This window comes from Micromonospora sp. C31, assembly GCF_018070575.1.
Lineage (GTDB): Bacteria > Actinomycetota > Actinomycetes > Mycobacteriales > Micromonosporaceae > Micromonospora.
The window spans coordinates 192,924-209,238 of the sequence record NZ_JAGPXN010000001.1 but is presented as its reverse complement, the minus strand read 5'-3'; the positions used below and the strand labels follow the sequence as shown (position 1 = coordinate 209,238).

The following is a 16,315-nucleotide window of genomic DNA, read 5'->3' as shown; positions in this document are numbered from 1 at the left end:
CGGTCGGTACTAGGTATCCCGGGCCCCTGATACTTAAGGAAGCAGAGGATGGCCGAGCTGACCATCTCGACGGAGGAGATCCGCGGCGCCCTGGAGCGCTACGTCTCCTCCTACTCGTCCGAACTCTCCCGCGAGGAGGTCGGCACCGTCGCCGACACCGGCGACGGCATCGCCCACGTCGAGGGTCTTCCCTCGACCATGACCAACGAGCTCCTGGAGTTCGAGGACGGCACCCTGGGTGTGGCGCTGAACCTCGACGTCCGGGAGATCGGTGTCGTCGTTCTCGGTGACTCCGCCAAGCTCGAAGAGGGGCAGCGCGTCAAGCGCACCGGCCGGGTGCTCTCCGTGCCGGTCGGCGACGCCTTCCTCGGCCGCGTGGTCAACGCGCTCGGCCAGCCGATCGACGGGCTCGGCGACATCGCCAACGAGGGCTTCCGCGAGCTGGAGCTCCAGGCCCCGAACGTGATGGCCCGGCAGTCCGTCGACGAGCCGCTGCAGACCGGTCTGAAGGCCGTCGACGCCATGACCCCGATCGGCCGCGGCCAGCGTCAGCTGATCATCGGCGACCGGAAGACCGGCAAGACCACCGTCGCGCTGGACACCATCCTCAACCAGCGGGACAACTGGCGCTCCGGCGACCCGAAGAAGCAGGTCCGCTGCATCTACGTCGCCATCGGCCAGAAGGCCTCCACGATCGCCTCGATCAAGGGCGTCCTGGAGGAGGCGGGCGCGATGGAGTACACAGCCATCGTCGCCTCCCCGGCCTCCGACCCGGCCGGCTTCAAGTACCTCGCCCCCTACACCGGCTCGTCCATCGGGCAGCACTGGATGTACGGCGGCAAGCACGTCCTGATCGTCTTCGACGACCTGAGCAAGCAGGCCGAGGCGTACCGCGCCGTGTCCCTGCTGCTGCGTCGCCCGCCGGGCCGCGAGGCGTACCCGGGTGACGTCTTCTACCTGCACTCGCGTCTGCTGGAGCGCTGCGCGAAGCTCTCCGACGAGCTGGGCGGCGGCTCGATGACCGGCCTGCCGATCATCGAGACGAAGGCCAACGACATCTCGGCCTTCATCCCGACCAACGTCATCTCCATCACCGACGGCCAGATCTTCCTGGAGACCGACCTGTTCAACCAGGGCGTCCGGCCGGCCATCAACGTCGGCACCTCGGTCTCCCGGGTCGGTGGCGCCGCGCAGGTGAAGCCGATGAAGAAGGTCGCCGGTTCGCTGCGGCTCAACCTGGCCCAGTTCCGCGAGCTGGAGGCGTTCGCCGCCTTCGCCTCCGACCTGGACAAGACGTCCCGCGCGCAGCTGGACCGTGGCGCCCGCCTGGTCGAGCTGCTCAAGCAGGCGAACTACTCGCCGTTCCCCGTGCAGGAACAGGTCGTCTCCGTCTGGGCCGGCACCGAGGGCAAGCTGGACGACATCCCGGTCGGGGAGATCCGCCGCTTCGAGTCGGAGTTCCTCCAGTACCTGCGGCACAAGCACGAGGGCGTGCTGGCGGCCATCGCCGACCACCAGTGGAACGACGACATCATCGGCTCGCTCGACGCCGCCATCGCCGACTTCAAGCAGGTCTTCCTCGGCAAGGAGGACGAGCGGCGGATCAACGACGCCCCGGCCGCGCCGCTCGAGGGCGAGGAGAACCGCGAGACGGTGACCCGCTACCGTGACGGCGCGAGCGACCGCCCGGTCGAGAACCGGTAAGGGCTGATTCATGGCGGCCCAGGTACGCGTTCTTCGTCAACGGATCCGCTCGGCGAAGGGGATGAAGAAGATCACCAAGGCGATGGAGCTCGTGGCGACGAGCCGGATCGCCAAGGCCCAGGCCCGCGTCGCGGCGTCCCTGCCGTACGCCCAGGCCGTCACCGGTGTGCTCACGGCGCTGGCGTCCAACGCCCAGATCGACCACCCGCTGCTCACCCCGCGCCCGCAGGTGCGGCGGGCGGGCATCCTGCTGGTCACCTCCGACCGCGGCCTCGCCGGTGGTTACAGCTCCAACGCCATCAAGATGGCCGAGTCGCTGATCGCCCGGCTCCGGGCCGACGGCAAGGAGCCGGTGCTCTACGTCATCGGGCGCAAGGGCGTCGGGTTCTTCCGGTTCCGTGACCGGCCCATCGAGGCGAACTGGACCGGGTTCTCGGAGCAGCCGACCTTCGCCGACGCCCGCGCGGTGGGCGAGACGCTGATCAAGGCGTTCACCGCCGGCGCGGACGACGTCGACGGCAGCGCCGGGGCGGACGGGGTGCTCGGCATCGACGAGCTGCACATCGTCTACACCGAGTTCCACTCCCTGATGACCCAGACCCCGGTCGCCAAGGTCATCGGCCCCATGCAGGTGGAGGACCGGCCGCGCGCCGAGGGCGCACTGCCGGCCTACGAGTTCGAGCCGGACGCGGAGGCGCTGCTCGACGCGCTGCTGCCGAAGTACATCAACACGCGGATCTACGCGGCGTTGCTGGAGTCGGCGGCGAGCGAGTCGGCGGCGCGTCGGCGGGCGATGAAGAGCGCCACCGACAACGCCGAAGAGATGATCGAGAAGTACACGCGTGAGATGAACTCGGCCCGCCAGGCCGGGATCACCCAGGAGATCAGTGAGATCGTCGGCGGCGCGAACGCGCTGGCCGCGTCGGGAAGTGAAGTGTGATGACTGCCCCAGTAGAGACCAAGACGGCCACGGGTCGCGTGGTCCGGGTCATCGGCCCGGTCGTCGACGCCGAGTTCCCGCGCGACGCGATGCCGGCCCTGTTCAACGCCCTGCACGTGGACGTGACGCTCTCCGGCGGCGAGAAGACGCTGACCCTGGAGGTCGCCCAGCACCTGGGTGACAACATGGTCCGCGCCATCTCGATGCAGCCGACCGACGGCCTGGTTCGCGGCACCGAGGTGCGCGACACCGGTTCGCCGATCACCGTTCCGGTGGGCGACACGGTGAAGGGCCACGTGTTCAACGCGATCGGCGAGTGCCTCAACCTGACCGAGGGCGAGACGCTGCAGCCCGACGACCACTGGGGCATCCACCGCAAGGCTCCGGCCTTCGCGGACCTGGAGCCGAAGACCGAGATGCTGGAGACCGGCATCAAGGTCATCGACCTGCTCGCCCCGTACGTGAAGGGCGGCAAGATCGGCCTGTTCGGCGGTGCCGGCGTGGGTAAGACGGTGCTCATCCAGGAGATGATCACCCGTGTCGCCCGGAACTTCGGTGGTACCTCGGTCTTCGCCGGCGTGGGTGAGCGCACCCGCGAGGGCAACGACCTCATCGCCGAGATGACCGAGTCCGGCGTCATCGACAAGACCGCACTGGTCTACGGCCAGATGGACGAGCCGCCGGGCACCCGGCTGCGGGTCGCCCTCTCCGCGCTGACCATGGCGGAGTACTTCCGCGACGTCAAGAAGCAGGAGGTGCTGCTCTTCATCGACAACATCTTCCGCTTCACCCAGGCCGGTTCGGAGGTCTCCACCCTGCTCGGCCGGATGCCGAGCGCGGTGGGTTACCAGCCGACCCTGGCCGACGAGATGGGCGAGCTCCAGGAGCGGATCACCTCCGTCCGGGGCCAGGCCATCACCTCGATGCAGGCGATCTACGTGCCGGCGGACGACTACACCGACCCCGCTCCGGCCACCACGTTCGCCCACCTCGACGCGACCACCAACCTGGAGCGGTCGATCTCCGACAAGGGCATCTACCCGGCCGTGGACCCGCTGGCGTCCTCGTCCCGGATCCTCGCCCCGGAGTTCGTCGGCGCCGAGCACTTCGCGGTGGCCACCGAGGTGAAGCGGATCCTGCAGAAGTACAAGGACCTGCAGGACATCATCGCCATCCTCGGTATCGAGGAGCTCTCCGAGGAAGACAAGATCACCGTGCAGCGCGCGCGGCGGATCGAGCGCTTCCTGTCGCAGAACACCTACGCGGCGGAGCAGTTCACCGGCGTGCCGGGCTCGACGGTTCCGATCCAGGAGACCATCGAGGCCTTCAAGAAGATCAGCGAGGGTGAGTACGACCACTTCCCCGAGCAGGCCTTCTTCATGTGCGGTGGCCTGGAGGACCTGGAGCGCAAGGCTGCGGAGCTGATGAAGGGCTGACCTGTCGGTCCCGACGAAAGGCCGCCCCGGCAATGCCGGGGCGGCCTTTCGTTCATCTTCGGGCCCTATCATCACCGCTGCCCGGTTCCGCGCAGTCGGCGATCATGCCGTACCCGAGGTACCGTCGATCCGCCCACGCACCGCGTGGGCGTCGATCCGCAACGAATCGGCTGCATGCGCCCGTCTCCTGATCGTGGGCGTGACGAACGGAGATGATCGTGGGTAAGGCCGACAAGGGCGGCGGCAAGGCGTCCAGGTGGTCGGGGGTGCCGCGCTGGGCCCGGGTCTGCACCGTCTTCGGTGCCGTCCTGATGCTGCTCAGCGGCGCGGTGCTGGTCGGCGCCGAGGCGCTGATGGCCCGCTACGAGGGCGCCGTCGGCAAGGCCGACCTCTTCGGCGACCAGGCGGCCGGGGCGAAGGAGCGCAAGAGCGACATCAAGGGCCCGCTCAACATCCTGCTGGTGGGCATCGACCCGCGCAACCCCGAGATGCCGCCGCTGGCCGACTCCGTCATGGTGCTGCACGTGCCGGCGGAGATGGACCGCGCCTACCTCTTCTCGATGCCGCGTGACCTCATCGTGAAGATCCCCGAGTTCAGCCGGGCGGAGTTCGACGGCGGCACCGACAGGCTCAACGCGGCGATGTCGTACGGCAGCCGGGTGCCCGGCGGCAACCCGGACGCGGCCGGCGGCTTCGAGTTGCTGGCCACGACCGTGCAGAACGTCACCGGGATCACGCGCTTCGACGCCGGCGCGATCATCAACTTCAACGGCTTCAAGAAGATCGTCGACGCGATGGGCGGCGTCGACATGTACATCGAGCGTGAGGTGCGCTCCGAGCACCGCGAGCCGGACGGCAAGCACCGCAAGGGCAACCCCAACGGCGAGGGCTACGTCGGTCCGCAGGCGGTCTACAAGAAGGGCAACCAGCACCTCAACGGGTGGCAGGCGCTCGACTACGTCCGCCAGCGCTACCCGAAGAACGGTGTGCCCGACGGCGACTACGGCCGACAGCGCCACCAGCAGCAGTTCGTCAAGGCCATGGCCGCCCAGGCGTTCAGCGCCGACGTGGTCACCAATCCGGTGAAGCTGGACCGGGTGCTGCGGGCGGCCGGGCAGTCGCTGATCTTCAGCGGCCGGGGCAACAGCGTGGTCGACTTCGGCCTGGCGCTCAAGGACATCCGCCCGGAGACCATCCAGATGATCAAGCTGCCGGGCGGCTCGGTCACCGAGAACGGCAAGTACCAGGGCGAACGGTTCGAGCCCGCCGTCGACGACTTCTTCGCCGCCCTGAAGAAGGGGCAGCTGGACGCCTTCCTGCTGGAGCACCCGGACTTCCAGAACAAGGCCAAGTAGCCGTGGCGCAGGTCTCGCCACCCGCGTTGGGGGCGGGTCGGCGGCACGACTAGACTTTCGACAATCCGCCGCCGCAGCAAGGAGACAGCGTGGCAAAGCAGCTTCACGTCGAGCTCGTAGCCGTCGAGGAGAAGGTCTGGTCCGGCGAGGCCGAGATGGTCGTCGCCCGCACGACCGAGGGCGAGCTGGGTGTGCTGGCGGGGCACGCGCCCCTGCTCGGCCAGCTTGCCGAGCCCGGCCAGGTGCGCATCAAGCTTCCCGGTGGCGAGCAGGTCTCCTACGAGGTGGCCGGCGGCTTCCTGTCGGTGACCGGTGAGGGCGTCACCGTCCTGGCCGAGAGCGCCACCCCCGTCTCCGCCGCGCAGAGCCGCTGAGCCGAAGCGCCGATGGAGATCGTCGAAGGGGTCGGAATCGGCGTCGCCGTCATCCTCGGCGCACTCCTGATCCTCTTCGCCCGGCGGGCCGTCGTCACCCGTAGCGGGGGCATCATCCGGCTCGGCGTACGGACCTCCACCATGCTCGACGGGCGCGGCTGGTCGCCCGGCTTCGGCCGTTTCGTCGGCGACGAACTGCGCTGGTACCGGCTGTTCAGCTTCGCGATCCGGCCCACCCGGGTGCTCTCCCGCAAGGAGTTGGCCGTCGAGCGGCGGCGGCTTCCCGAGGGGCAGGAGCGCCTCTCGATGCCCGCCGACTGGGTCATCCTCCGCTGTACGAGCGACCACGCCCCGGTGGAGATCGCCATGGCCCGGTCCACGGTCACCGGATTCCTCTCCTGGCTCGAGGCCGCCCCTCCGGGGGCGGTCTCGCCGCGTATGGCCTCCCAGGACTGGCCCGCCGCCTGACGGCCCCTCGTCCTTGGGGGTTTCCGGGGAGCCCACCCGCTCCGGGCGGTGAGGCTTGATCCCGCAAGCGTGCCCGCCGGGGTCTCCGGCGGGCACGAGGGGCACCTGCTCAGCGGTTACCGCCCGGCACCCATAGCACATCTCCGTCCGGATTTGCCGTCCTTGACAGGATAAAGAGCAGATCAGAGAGCCGGTTGAGATACTTTGCCGGGAGCGGGCTGGTCCGATCGGGGTCGTGCGCGACCAGGGCCCACGCCGCCCGCTCCGCGCGCCGGGCGACCGTCCGCGCCACGTGCAGCAGCGCCGCACCCGCGGTGCCGCCGGGGAGGATGAAGGAGTCGAGCTTGCTCAGGCGTGCGTTGTACTCGTCGCACCAGCCCTCCAGGCGCTCGACGTACGCCTCGGTGACCCGCAGCGGCGGGTACTTCGGGTCGGGCTCGACGGGGGTGGCCAGGTCGGCGCCCACGTCGAACATGTCGTTCTGGATCGACGCCAGGACGACCCGCAGCTCGTCGTCGAGCTGCCCCAGGGCGAGCGCCACGCCGATCGCGGCGTTGCACTCGTCGACGTCCGCGTACGCGGAGATGCGCGGATCGGTCTTCGGCACCTGCTCGTTGTTGCTCAGCCTGGTCATGCCGGCATCGCCGGCCTTGGTGTAGATGCGCGTGAGGTGGACGGCCATGACGCACAGCCTACGGATACCGGACCTGACGATCCCGGAGCGCCCGGGCGGCACCGCCGTCCGGACGGCCGGGGTGGGTCCCCGCGACGCCGGTGACCCGGCGGTCAACGACCTCGACGTCATCCGGGTGCGCGGCGACGCACGCCTGGCCGGCACGGTGCACGTCGTCGGCGCCAAGAACTCGGCGCTGAAGCTGATGGCCGCCGCGTTGCTCGCCCCGGGCCGCAGCGTGATCACCAACGTGCCCCGGATCACCGACATAGCGATCATGGGCGAGGTGCTCCGCCGGCTCGGTTGCGGCGTCCACTTCGACGCCGACGACCCGGTCGACCCGATGGTCGCGTACGACGGGGTGGCCCGGTCCCGTTCGGTCGTCATCGACGTGCCCGAGCAGCCGGGTGCCGAGGCGGACTACGACCTCGTACGCCGGCTGCGCGCCTCGATCTGTGTGCTGGGCCCGCTGCTGGCCCGCCGGGGGTACGTGCGGGTGGCCCATCCGGGCGGGGACGCCATCGGCTCGCGGGGCCTGGACATGCACGTCTCCGGGTTGACCCGGATGGGCGCGGAGATCTCCGGCGAGCACGGCTTCGTGATCGCGTCGGCGCCGCACGGGCTGCACGGCGCGGAGATCCTGCTGGACTTTCCCAGCGTCGGGGCGACGGAGAACCTGGTCATGGCGGCGGTGCTGGCCCGGGGGCCGAGCCTCATCGAGAACGCCGCCCGGGAGCCGGAGATCGTCGACATCTGCACCATGCTCAACCAGATGGGTGCCCGGATCTCCGGTGCCGGCACCTCCACCCTGCACATCGAGGGGGTGCCAGGGCTGTGGCCGGTGCGGCACGCCACGGTGGGGGACCGGATCGTGGCCGGCACCTGGGCGTTCGGTGCGGCGATGACCCGGGGGGACGTCACCGTGACCGGGGTGGAGCCGGGGTTCCTGGAGGTCGCGCTCGACAAGCTGGTCTCCGCCGGGGGCCTGGTGGAGACCCGGGGCGACGCCTTCCGGATCCGGATGGACGACCGCCCGCAGGCGGTGGACGTCGTCACGCTGCCGTACCCGGGCTTCGCCACCGACCTGCTGCCGATGGCGATCGGGCTGGCCGCGGTCAGCGACGGGGCCTCCCTGATCACCGAGAACATCTTCGACGGGCGGTTCATGTTCGCCAACGAGATGATGCGGCTGGGCGCGGACATCAAGACCGACGGTCACCACGCCGTGGTCCGGGGCCGGGAGGTGCTCTCCGGCGCGCCCGTGCGCGCGACCGACATCCGGGCCGGCGCCGGCCTGATCATCGCCGGGCTCTGCGCCGAGGGGGTCACCGAGGTCTCCGACGTGCACCACGTGGACCGGGGCTACCCGGACTTCGCGGCCGACCTGCGCGCGCTCGGCGTCGAGGTGGAGCGGGGCACCGCCCCGGAGGAACCGGACCTGACCATCTAGGCCTGCCCGTCCCCGATCGCAACCTCGACCCCGAGGCGCGGGGAACCCGCCAGGATCGTCACCCCGGTCACCGCCTGAACATGCGTTCAGGCTCGCCGACTAGGGTGCTGGCAGACACTCGAACAGGCGAGGGAGAAGGAAATGGCGGGTCGACTCGCGGTCGTCGGTGCCGGGCTCATGGGCTCGGGCATCGCCCAGGTGGCGGCGCAGGCGGGCTGGCAGGTGACCCTGCGGGACCTGGACGACGCGGCCACCGGGCGGGGCATGGACGGCATCCGGAAGTCGTTGGGGAAGTTCGCCGAGAAGGGGAAGATCGAGGCGTCCGACGTCGAGGCCACCCTCGCTCGGATCACCCCGACCACCGAGCTGGAGGCGGCGGCCGACGCGGACATCGTGGTCGAGGCGGTCTTCGAGCGGCTGGAGATCAAGCACGAGGTGTTCCGCGCGCTGGACAAGATCTGCAAGGCCGACGCGGTGCTCGCGACCAACACCTCGGCCATCCCGGTGACGCAGATCGCGGCGGTGACCGAGCGCCCGGAGGCGGTCGTCGGCACCCACTTCTTCTCGCCGGTGCCGATGATGAAGCTCTGTGAGCTGGTACGCGGCTACAAGACCAGCGACGGGACCCTGGCGACGGTGAAGACGTTCGCCGAGGAGATCGGCAAGACCGTCGTGGTGGTCAACCGCGACATCGCGGGCTTCGTCACCACCCGGCTGATCGCGGCCCTGGTCGTCGAGGCGGTCAAGCTCGTCGAGTCGGGTGTGGTGTCGGCCGAGGACCTGGACACCGCCTGCCGGCTCGGCTTCGGCCACGCCATGGGACCGCTGGCCACCACGGACCTGACCGGCGTGGACGTGCTGATGCACGCCTCGAAGAACATCCACACCGACACGGCGGACGAGAAGTTCTTCCCGCCGGAGCTGCTCCAGCGCATGGTCACCGCGGGCGACCTGGGCCGCAAGAGCGGCAAGGGCTTCTACACGTACTGAGACCGGCCGACGGACGGGGGCGGTGACCCGCCCCCGTCCGGGTCAGCCGTCGCGCTTGGTGGTCCAGCGGAACGTGGTCAGGCAGAGCACCAGGCCGATCACGCACCAGGCGACGAGGACCAGGGCGACCCGGTCCAGCTCGAACGAGCCGCCCGGCTCGCGGGCGCCGAAGGCCTCCGGCAGGAAGACCGACCGCAGGCCCTGGCACATCCACTTGAGCGGGAAGATCGCCGCCACCTGCTGCATCCACGTCGGCAGCTCGGTGAAGACGAAGAAGACCCCGGAGATGAACTGGAGCACCAGCGCGACCGGGGTGACCACCGCCGAGCCGCTGCGGGCGGTGCGGGCCAGCGAGGAGATGGCGATGCCGCACAGCGTGCAGGCGGTGACGCCGAGGATCGACACCCAGCCGAAGGTCAGCCACTTCGCGGCGGTGGCGGGCAGTTCCAGGTCGAACAGCGCCACCGAGACCGCGAGCAGTAGCACCGTCTCGGCGATGCCGATCGCCACCACCATGATCACCTTGCCGGCGAACCAGACCCACTTCGGCATCGGCGTGCCCCGGTAGCGCTTGAGCACCCCCCGGTCCCGCTCGATCGGGATCCAGATGCCCAGGTTCTGGAAGCTGACCGTCATCAGGCCGGTGGCGATCATGCCGGTGATGAAGTACTGGGTGTAGCTGACCGCGGGGGCGATCTCGTCGTCGAAGATCGCCGCGAAGATCAGGATCATGATGACCGGGAAGCCCATCGTGAACACGACGGACTCCCGGCTGCGCAGGAACTGGGTGATCTCCAGCCGGCTCTGCCGCAGGGTGAGGGCCACCGGCCCGGGCCGCCGGGCCGGTGCCGTGATGGCCGGCGCGGCCGGCTTCGTCGTGGTGGTCATCGGTGTCCGATCATCCGCAGGTAGATGTCCTCCAGGGTCGGCCGGCTCACCGTCAGGCCCGGGACCTCGCCGCCGAAGCGCGCGGCCAGCTCCGCCACGAGCGCCGTCGGCGTCGCGCTCTCCGCCGTCTCCCACGCCCCCTCCGGCGTACGCCAGGAGACCGTCGCCAGGGCCTCCCGCCGGTTGCCCAACTGGTCGGGCGTGGCCACCTCGACCATCCGGCCGCCCGCGATCACGCCGACCCGGTCGGCGAGGGACTCGGCCTCGTCGAGGTAGTGGGTGGTGAGCACGATGGTGGTGCCGGCGGCGGCCAGGTCGCGGATCAGCTCCCAGAACTCCCGGCGTGCCTCCGGGTCGAAGCCGGTGGTCGGTTCGTCCAGGAAGAGCAGCTCGGGGCGGCCGACGATGCCGAGCGCCACGTCGAGCCGGCGCTTCTGCCCGCCCGAGAGGGTGTGCGTGCGGGCCTTCGCCTTGCCGGCCAGCCCGACCCGCTCGACGACCTTGTCGGGGTCGTCCGCGTCGGCGTAGAAGCCGGCGAAGTGGCGCACCACCTCGGCGACCGTCAGCTCGTCGAACTCGCCGGTGCCCTGGAGGACGATGCCCACCCGGGAGCGCCAGTCCGCGGCCGGGCGGGCCGGGTCGCTGCCGAGGACGTCGACGTCGCCGGCGTCGCGCCGCCGGTAGCCCTCCAGGATCTCGACGGTGGTGGTCTTGCCGGCGCCGTTGGGACCGAGGAGGGCGAAGACCTCGCCGCGGTGGACGTCGAGGTCCACGCCCGCGACGGCGACGTTGTCCCCGTACGCCTTGCGCAGCCCCCGCACCGAGATCGCCAGCTCGTCATGCATGCCTCAAGTGTGCGACCTGGCTGCGGCGGCGGGCCGGCCGGGGTGTGGCGGTAGCGCCCATGCCGGGCGCTTCGCACCCGGGTTTCCGCTCCATGGAGCTGTGTGGTTTTCCACAGCCCTGGTGACTGAACGGTAACTTAGACTCCCGCCATGGACGAGAAGGCTCTCCCCGGCCGGCTGCCCGAGCGCGACCGCCCCTGGGTGATGCGCACGTACGCCGGGCACAGTTCGGCCGCCGCGACCAATGCGCTCTTCCGCCGCAACCTGGCCAAGGGCCAGACGGGGCTGTCGGTCGCCTTCGACCTGCCCACGCAGACCGGCTACGACCCCGACCACGAGCTCGCCGCCGGCGAGGTGGGCCGGGTGGGCGTCCCGGTGGCGCACCTCGGCGACATGCGGGCCCTCTTCGACGGCATCCCGCTGGCCGAGATGAACACCTCCATGACCATCAACGCGCCGGCGATGTGGCTGCTCGCCCTCTACGGCACGGTCGGCGCCGAGCAGGGCGCCGAGCTGTCCCGCTGCTCCGGCACCACCCAGAACGACATCATCAAGGAGTATCTCTCCCGGGGCACCCACATCTTCCCGCCGGCGGCGTCGCTGCGGCTGACCGCCGACGTCGTCGCGTACACGCTGCGCGAGATGCCGCGCTGGAACCCGGTGAACATCTGCTCGTACCACCTCCAGGAGGCCGGCGCGACGCCGGTGCAGGAGGTCGGCTTCGCGCTCTCCACCGCCGTCGCGGTGCTCGACGCGGTCCGCGACTCGGGGCAGGTGCCCGCCGAGCGCATGGGCGACGTCGTGCAGCGGATCTCCTTCTTCGTCAACGCCGGGGTGCGCTTCGTCGAGGAGATCGCCAAGATGCGGGCCTTCGGCGCGCTCTGGGACGAGATCACCCGCGAGCGCTACGGGGTGCGGGATGCGAAGCAGCGGCGGTTCCGCTACGGCGTGCAGGTCAACTCGCTGGGCCTGACCGAGGCGCAGCCGGAGAACAACATCCAGCGCATCGTGCTGGAGATGCTCGGCGTGACCCTCTCCCGGGACGCCCGGGCCCGTGCCGTCCAACTGCCAGCCTGGAACGAGGCGCTCGGCCTGCCCCGGCCGTGGGACCAGCAGTGGTCGCTGCGGATGCAGCAGGTGCTCGCGTACGAGTCGGACCTGCTGGAGTACCCGGACCTCTTCGCCGGCTCGCACGTGATGACCGCGCTGGTCGACGAGATCGTCACCGGGGCCCGGGCCGAACTGGAACAGGTGCTGGAGATGGGCGGCGTGGTCGCCGCCGTCGAGACCGGCTACCTCAAGAGCGCGTTGGTCGCCTCGCTGGCCGAGCGGCGTCGCCGGATGGAGTCCGGCGCCGACGTGGTGGTCGGCGTCAACCGGTTCACCGAGACCGAGGCGTCGCCGCTGACGGCCGCCGGCGCCGAGTCCGTGGAACAGGTCGACCCGGCCGTCGAGGCGGCGGCCACGGCCTCCGTACGGCGCTGGCGGGCCGGTCGGGACGACGCGGCCGTCGACGCGGCGCTGGCCCGGCTGCGCGCGGACGCCGCGACCACGACGAACCTGGTGCCGGCGACGCTGGAGTGCGTGCGGGCCGGGGTGACCACCGGCGAGTGGGCCGGCGCGCTGCGCCAGGTCTTCGGTGAGTACCGGGCGCCCACCGGCCTGACCGGCGCCGCCGGGACGGGCGGGGACGCCGGCCTGGCCGCCGTCCGGGAGCGGGTGTCCGCCACCGCCCGCGAGCTGGGCAGCGGCCGGCTGCGGCTGCTCGTCGGCAAGCCCGGCCTCGACGGGCACTCCAACGGCGCGGAGCAGATCGCGGTACGCGCCCGCGACGCCGGCTTCGAGGTGGTCTACCAGGGCATCCGGCTGACCGCCGGGCAGATCGTCGCCGCCGCCGTGGAGGAGGACGTGGACCTGGTCGGCCTCTCGGTGCTCTCCGGCTCGCACCTGGCGGCGGTGCCGGCGGTGCTGGACGGCCTGCGCGCCGCCGGCCGCCCGGACCTGCCGGTGGTGGTCGGCGGGATCATTCCCGGCGGCGACGCGGAGCAGCTCCGTGCCGCCGGGGTGGCTCGCGTCTTCACGCCGAAGGACTTCGCCCTGACCGGGATCATCGACGAGCTGGTGACCGTCGTCCGGGAGGCCAACGGCCTGCGCTGACGGGAGAGCCAGGGTGGCGTTGGTCGTCGTGCCCGGCGTACCCGGCACGCGTCGCCGGGGCCCTGCCCGTCTGGTGGTGCGGGCCCGCCAGCGGGGCATGCCGGTCCGGCGCGCCCCGGGCGAGGTCAGCGGCTGGCGTACGTCATGCAGTCGGCCATGTCGTTGTCGGGGCCGACCTTGATCGACGGTGCGTGGCACTCCAGCTGCTCGTTGTGTCGGCAGTCCGCGCGCTGGCAGGCGCCGACCTGCGCGGTCGTGCCGCCGTCCACCCCGCCGCGGACCGCCGGCATCTCGACGAAGGTGTGGCAGTGCGCGTGGTCCGGACTGCCGATGGTGATGGCGAAGGCGTGGCAGTCGTTGGTGTGGTTGTACGAGCACGCCGCGACCACACACTCCTCGACGCGGGGCATCTCCATTGCTGCGGTCATGGTGACCTCCTCTAGAGTCTTGCCCCGATTTTATGCTTTTGCGGGTTTCGCCGAGCCAGGTTCAGCCCAGCCCGAGCACCTCCGAGAGCGGGGCCGGCTCAAGGCCGCGCTCGGCCAGCCCCGCCAGGATGTGCGGTAGCGCCTCGTCCGTCATCGGCGCGTTCGCCTCCGTCACGTGCAGGACGATCACCGAGCCGGGACGCACCCCGGCCAGCGACGCGCGGACCACCGGCCGCCAGGACTTCGCGAACGGGTCGCCGCTGACCACGTCGCCGTCCACCACCGTCACCCCCAGCGGGGCCAGCGCCGTCAGGGCCCTGCGGTCGTGGCACAGGCCCGGGAAGCGGAAGTACCGGGTCTGCCGCCCCCCGTACGCGGCCACCACGTCGAACGTCCGGGCCACGTCGGCGGTCATCTCGTGTTCCGCGATGCGGGGCAGGCCGTAGCAGTCCGCAGTGAAGGCCAGGTGTCCGTACGTGTGGTTGGCCAACTCGAAACGCGGGTTGCCGGCGAGCCGGCGGGTCACCTCCGGGTACTGCTCGACCCACTTGCCAGTGAGGAAGAACGTGGCCGGCACCCGTTCCCGCTCCAGCAGGTCGATGATCTTCAGATTCGCGTACGACCGCACCGCGCCGCTGCGCAACTGGTACCGCATCGCGTCCGTCATGTCGGCGTCGAAGGTGAGCGCCACCTTGTTGCCCGTACGCGGCCCGTGGTCGACGACGGGCGGCCTGGTCCCGGGCCGGGTGGCGCCGGGGACCGGCCCGCTGGGTGTGGCCGTCGACTCCTGACCGGTTGACGCCGTGGGTGTCGGCGGTGGGGCGGTCGGGGGCGTGGTCTGTCCCGGGGTGGTCGGGGTCTGCGGGGCTCGGCCCGTCTCCGTCTGGCCCGTCCCCGTGGCCCGGACGATGCCGGCGGCGGCCGGGGCGCGCTCCGGCGCCGGGGCGGCGAGGAGGGCTGCGGCGGCGACCACGGCGACCAGGGTCGCGACGAGCGGAACGCGGGGGATCTTCACGTGCACCGGGAGATGATGTCAGCGCGCCGGGGTTTTCGGGTGCCCTGGCACCGTGGCGTGACGTTCGGATCGCTGCGTCGCATCAGCTCGGGTGGGCGGGGCCGCGACCACTACGCCCAGTGGGAGCAGCAGGCCGCCGACCTGGTCGCCGAGCACTGGAACAACTGACCACCACAAGTCACAGGCAGGTGCGTCTGGCCGGTACCCGATTCGGGTGCCGGTCAGACGCGGAAGCCGGCGGCCCGCGCCGCCTGACGCTCCCGGCGGCGGTCGGAGCGGCGGCGCAGGAACCAGAAGAGGAAGACGACCAGTCCTAGCAGGAACGCCAGCACCAGCACCGGCAGGATGATCGCCACCACCGACATGACCACGCTGGTGGCGTCCTCGGCGGTGCTGGCCACCGGCGCACCGACGCCTGCCGTCGTCGCGTTGATGACCGGTCGGGCGGCGGACTTCAGCAGGTGCACGCCGAGGGCGATCAGCACCCCGGTCACCACCGGCACCCACTCGTTCGACGAGAAGAAGCTGCCCGGGTCGCTCACCGTCACCGTCTCCGACGCCGAACCGGCGCCGAACGCCAGGCCGCCCGCGGTCGGCCGGACCACGGTCTGGACGACGTCGTTGACGTGGTCCACCACCGGGACCTTGTCGGCGACGACCTCGACGACCAGCAGCACCGCCAGGATCGCGATCACCCACCCGTTGCCCAGCCACTGCCACCCGCCGGGCAGGTCGATCAGGCTGGTGTAGCGGGCCAGCAACCCCATGGTGAGCAGGGGGATGTATGCGTTCAGTCCCGCCGAGGCGGCGAGACCCGAACCGGTGAGAACCTCGAGCACCATCCCAGCATGGCACCGGCACGCCAGTGCCGCTCGCTGGCGCGGGCCGGGGTCTCGGCTACCCTCGTCGGGTGCGGTTGGTCATTGCGAAGTGCTCGGTGGACTATGTCGGACGGCTCTCGGCCCACCTGCCGCCGGCCACCCGGTTGCTCATGGTGAAGGCGGACGGGTCGGTGTCGATCCACGCCGACGACCGGGCGTACAAGCCGTTGAACTGGATGAGCCCGCCCTGCCGGTTGGAGGAGGCCCCCGGTGTCTGGCGGGTCGTCAACAAGGCGGGCGAGGAACTGCGGATCACCCTGGAGGAGATCTTCCAGGACACCTCGTACGAGCTGGGCGTCGACCCGGGCCTGCGCAAGGACGGTGTGGAGGCGCACCTGCAGGAGCTGCTGGCCGCGAACCCGGAGACCCTCGGCGAGGGGTTCACGCTGATCCGCCGGGAGTACATGACGGCGATCGGCCCGGTCGACCTGCTCTGTCGGGACGCCGCGTCCGGCACCGTCGCCGTCGAGGTGAAGCGCCGGGGCGAGATCGACGGGGTGGAGCAGCTCACCCGCTACCTCGAGCTGCTCAACCGTGACCCGCTGCTCGCGCCGGTCGCCGGGGTCTTCGCGGCGCAGGAGATCAAGCCGCAGGCCCGCGTGCTCGCCACGGACCGGGGCATCCGCTGCGTGGTCGTGAACTACGACAAGCTGCGCGGCATCGAGCGCGACGAGCTGACCCTCTTCTGACGACGGCTCGCCGCCGGGGGCA

Annotated in this window: 16 protein-coding genes; 10 read left to right on the top strand and 6 right to left on the bottom strand. The window is 70.8% G+C overall.

From position 1 onward, the window contains the following. Positions 1 to 48: 48 nt before the first annotated feature. The 6 genes from atpA to KBX06_RS00925 all read left to right on the top strand — a co-directional run bounded on the left by atpA (position 49) and on the right by KBX06_RS00925 (position 6,277). Entirely contained in the window at positions 49 to 1,704 is a 1,656-nt protein-coding gene (gene atpA / locus KBX06_RS00950) for a F0F1 ATP synthase subunit alpha (RefSeq protein WP_210832254.1), read from the top strand. A 10-nt stretch (positions 1,705 to 1,714) separates the two neighbouring features. Next, a complete protein-coding gene (locus KBX06_RS00945; RefSeq protein WP_210832253.1) occupies positions 1,715 to 2,644 on the top strand; it encodes a F0F1 ATP synthase subunit gamma in 930 nt (309 codons plus the stop codon). After that, on the top strand, positions 2,644 to 4,080 hold the full coding sequence (atpD, locus tag KBX06_RS00940) for a F0F1 ATP synthase subunit beta (protein WP_088998665.1): 1,437 nt from the start codon (positions 2,644 to 2,646) through the stop codon (positions 4,078 to 4,080). Before KBX06_RS00945 ends, atpD begins: the two co-directional genes overlap by 1 nt. Before the next feature lie 212 nt (positions 4,081 to 4,292). Continuing rightward, on the top strand, positions 4,293 to 5,435 hold the full coding sequence (locus KBX06_RS00935) for an LCP family protein (protein WP_210832252.1): 1,143 nt from the start codon (positions 4,293 to 4,295) through the stop codon (positions 5,433 to 5,435). Between the two features lie 89 nt (positions 5,436 to 5,524). Beyond that, positions 5,525 to 5,809 carry a F0F1 ATP synthase subunit epsilon gene (locus tag KBX06_RS00930; protein ID WP_121399587.1) on the top strand — a complete coding sequence of 95 codons (285 nt, stop codon included), beginning with the start codon at positions 5,525 to 5,527 and terminating at the stop codon, positions 5,807 to 5,809. Positions 5,810 to 5,821: 12 nt separating this feature from the next. Next, on the top strand, positions 5,822 to 6,277 hold the full coding sequence (locus tag KBX06_RS00925; RefSeq protein ID WP_210832251.1) for a DUF2550 domain-containing protein: 456 nt from the start codon (positions 5,822 to 5,824) through the stop codon (positions 6,275 to 6,277). 109 nt (positions 6,278 to 6,386) lie between these two features. Here the strand turns inward: KBX06_RS00925 and KBX06_RS00920 are convergent, their stop codons facing one another. Further along, a complete protein-coding gene (locus tag KBX06_RS00920) occupies positions 6,387 to 6,959 on the bottom strand; it encodes a cob(I)yrinic acid a,c-diamide adenosyltransferase (RefSeq protein ID WP_210832250.1) in 573 nt (190 codons plus the stop codon). Here KBX06_RS00920 and murA point away from each other — a divergent pair. Next, complete coding sequence (gene murA / locus KBX06_RS00915) at positions 6,958 to 8,400, top strand: UDP-N-acetylglucosamine 1-carboxyvinyltransferase (RefSeq protein WP_210832249.1); 1,443 nt, start codon at positions 6,958 to 6,960, stop codon at positions 8,398 to 8,400. The two genes, KBX06_RS00920 and murA, sit on opposite strands and share 2 nt — an antisense overlap. Before the next feature lie 141 nt (positions 8,401 to 8,541). Further along, positions 8,542 to 9,390: a 3-hydroxyacyl-CoA dehydrogenase family protein gene (locus tag KBX06_RS00910; protein ID WP_210832248.1), complete on the top strand. Its 849-nt coding sequence runs from the start codon at positions 8,542 to 8,544 to the stop codon at positions 9,388 to 9,390. A 42-nt stretch (positions 9,391 to 9,432) separates the two neighbouring features. Here the strand turns inward: KBX06_RS00910 and KBX06_RS00905 are convergent, their stop codons facing one another. Both KBX06_RS00905 and KBX06_RS00900 read right to left on the bottom strand, forming a co-directional pair. After that, positions 9,433 to 10,278: an ABC transporter permease gene (locus KBX06_RS00905; protein ID WP_210832247.1), complete on the bottom strand. Its 846-nt coding sequence runs from the start codon at positions 10,276 to 10,278 to the stop codon at positions 9,433 to 9,435. Then, positions 10,275 to 11,123, bottom strand: a complete 849-nt coding sequence (locus KBX06_RS00900) for an ABC transporter ATP-binding protein (protein WP_210832246.1) — start codon at positions 11,121 to 11,123, stop codon at positions 10,275 to 10,277. Before KBX06_RS00900 ends, KBX06_RS00905 begins: the two co-directional genes overlap by 4 nt. Before the next feature lie 150 nt (positions 11,124 to 11,273). On the opposite strand from KBX06_RS00900, the gene KBX06_RS00895 reads away from it, so the two are divergent. Next, positions 11,274 to 13,280, top strand: coding sequence for a protein meaA (locus KBX06_RS00895; RefSeq protein WP_210832245.1), 2,007 nt, complete (start codon positions 11,274 to 11,276; stop codon positions 13,278 to 13,280). 125 nt (positions 13,281 to 13,405) lie between these two features. Here the strand turns inward: KBX06_RS00895 and KBX06_RS00890 are convergent, their stop codons facing one another. From KBX06_RS00890 to KBX06_RS00880, 3 genes are all read right to left on the bottom strand, one after another. Further along, complete coding sequence (locus KBX06_RS00890) at positions 13,406 to 13,708, bottom strand: DUF1540 domain-containing protein (protein ID WP_210832244.1); 303 nt, start codon at positions 13,706 to 13,708, stop codon at positions 13,406 to 13,408. A 61-nt stretch (positions 13,709 to 13,769) separates the two neighbouring features. Further along, a complete protein-coding gene (locus KBX06_RS00885; protein WP_307854368.1) occupies positions 13,770 to 14,729 on the bottom strand; it encodes a polysaccharide deacetylase family protein in 960 nt (319 codons plus the stop codon). A 215-nt stretch (positions 14,730 to 14,944) separates the two neighbouring features. Further along, the gene (locus tag KBX06_RS00880; RefSeq protein WP_210832913.1) at positions 14,945 to 15,562 is read right to left on the bottom strand and encodes a DUF4126 domain-containing protein; all 618 of its coding nucleotides are present in this window, start codon (positions 15,560 to 15,562) and stop codon (positions 14,945 to 14,947) included. A gap of 71 nt (positions 15,563 to 15,633) precedes the next feature. On the opposite strand from KBX06_RS00880, the gene nucS reads away from it, so the two are divergent. Then, positions 15,634 to 16,293, top strand: a complete 660-nt coding sequence (nucS, locus tag KBX06_RS00875; RefSeq protein WP_121399575.1) for an endonuclease NucS — start codon at positions 15,634 to 15,636, stop codon at positions 16,291 to 16,293. Positions 16,294 to 16,315: the final 22 nt, after the last annotated feature.

What these genes read in the sequence shown, in the direction of transcription:
- atpA (WP_210832254.1), top strand. Translation starts at nt 49, where the DNA reads ATGGCCGAGCTGACCATCTCGACGGAGGAGATCCGCGGCGCCCTGGAG.
- KBX06_RS00945 (WP_210832253.1), top strand. Translation starts at nt 1,715, where the DNA reads ATGGCGGCCCAGGTACGCGTTCTTCGTCAACGGATCCGCTCGGCGAAG.
- atpD (WP_088998665.1), top strand. Translation starts at nt 2,644, where the DNA reads ATGACTGCCCCAGTAGAGACCAAGACGGCCACGGGTCGCGTGGTCCGG.
- KBX06_RS00935 (WP_210832252.1), top strand. Translation starts at nt 4,293, where the DNA reads ATGATCGTGGGTAAGGCCGACAAGGGCGGCGGCAAGGCGTCCAGGTGG.
- KBX06_RS00925 (WP_210832251.1), top strand. Translation starts at nt 5,822, where the DNA reads ATGGAGATCGTCGAAGGGGTCGGAATCGGCGTCGCCGTCATCCTCGGC.
- murA (WP_210832249.1), top strand. Translation starts at nt 6,958, where the DNA reads ATGACGCACAGCCTACGGATACCGGACCTGACGATCCCGGAGCGCCCG.
- KBX06_RS00920 (WP_210832250.1), bottom strand. Translation starts at nt 6,959, where the DNA reads ATGGCCGTCCACCTCACGCGCATCTACACCAAGGCCGGCGATGCCGGC.
- KBX06_RS00910 (WP_210832248.1), top strand. Translation starts at nt 8,542, where the DNA reads ATGGCGGGTCGACTCGCGGTCGTCGGTGCCGGGCTCATGGGCTCGGGC.
- KBX06_RS00905 (WP_210832247.1), bottom strand. Translation starts at nt 10,278, where the DNA reads ATGACCACCACGACGAAGCCGGCCGCGCCGGCCATCACGGCACCGGCC.
- KBX06_RS00900 (WP_210832246.1), bottom strand. Translation starts at nt 11,123, where the DNA reads ATGCATGACGAGCTGGCGATCTCGGTGCGGGGGCTGCGCAAGGCGTAC.
- KBX06_RS00895 (WP_210832245.1), top strand. Translation starts at nt 11,274, where the DNA reads ATGGACGAGAAGGCTCTCCCCGGCCGGCTGCCCGAGCGCGACCGCCCC.
- KBX06_RS00890 (WP_210832244.1), bottom strand. Translation starts at nt 13,708, where the DNA reads ATGACCGCAGCAATGGAGATGCCCCGCGTCGAGGAGTGTGTGGTCGCG.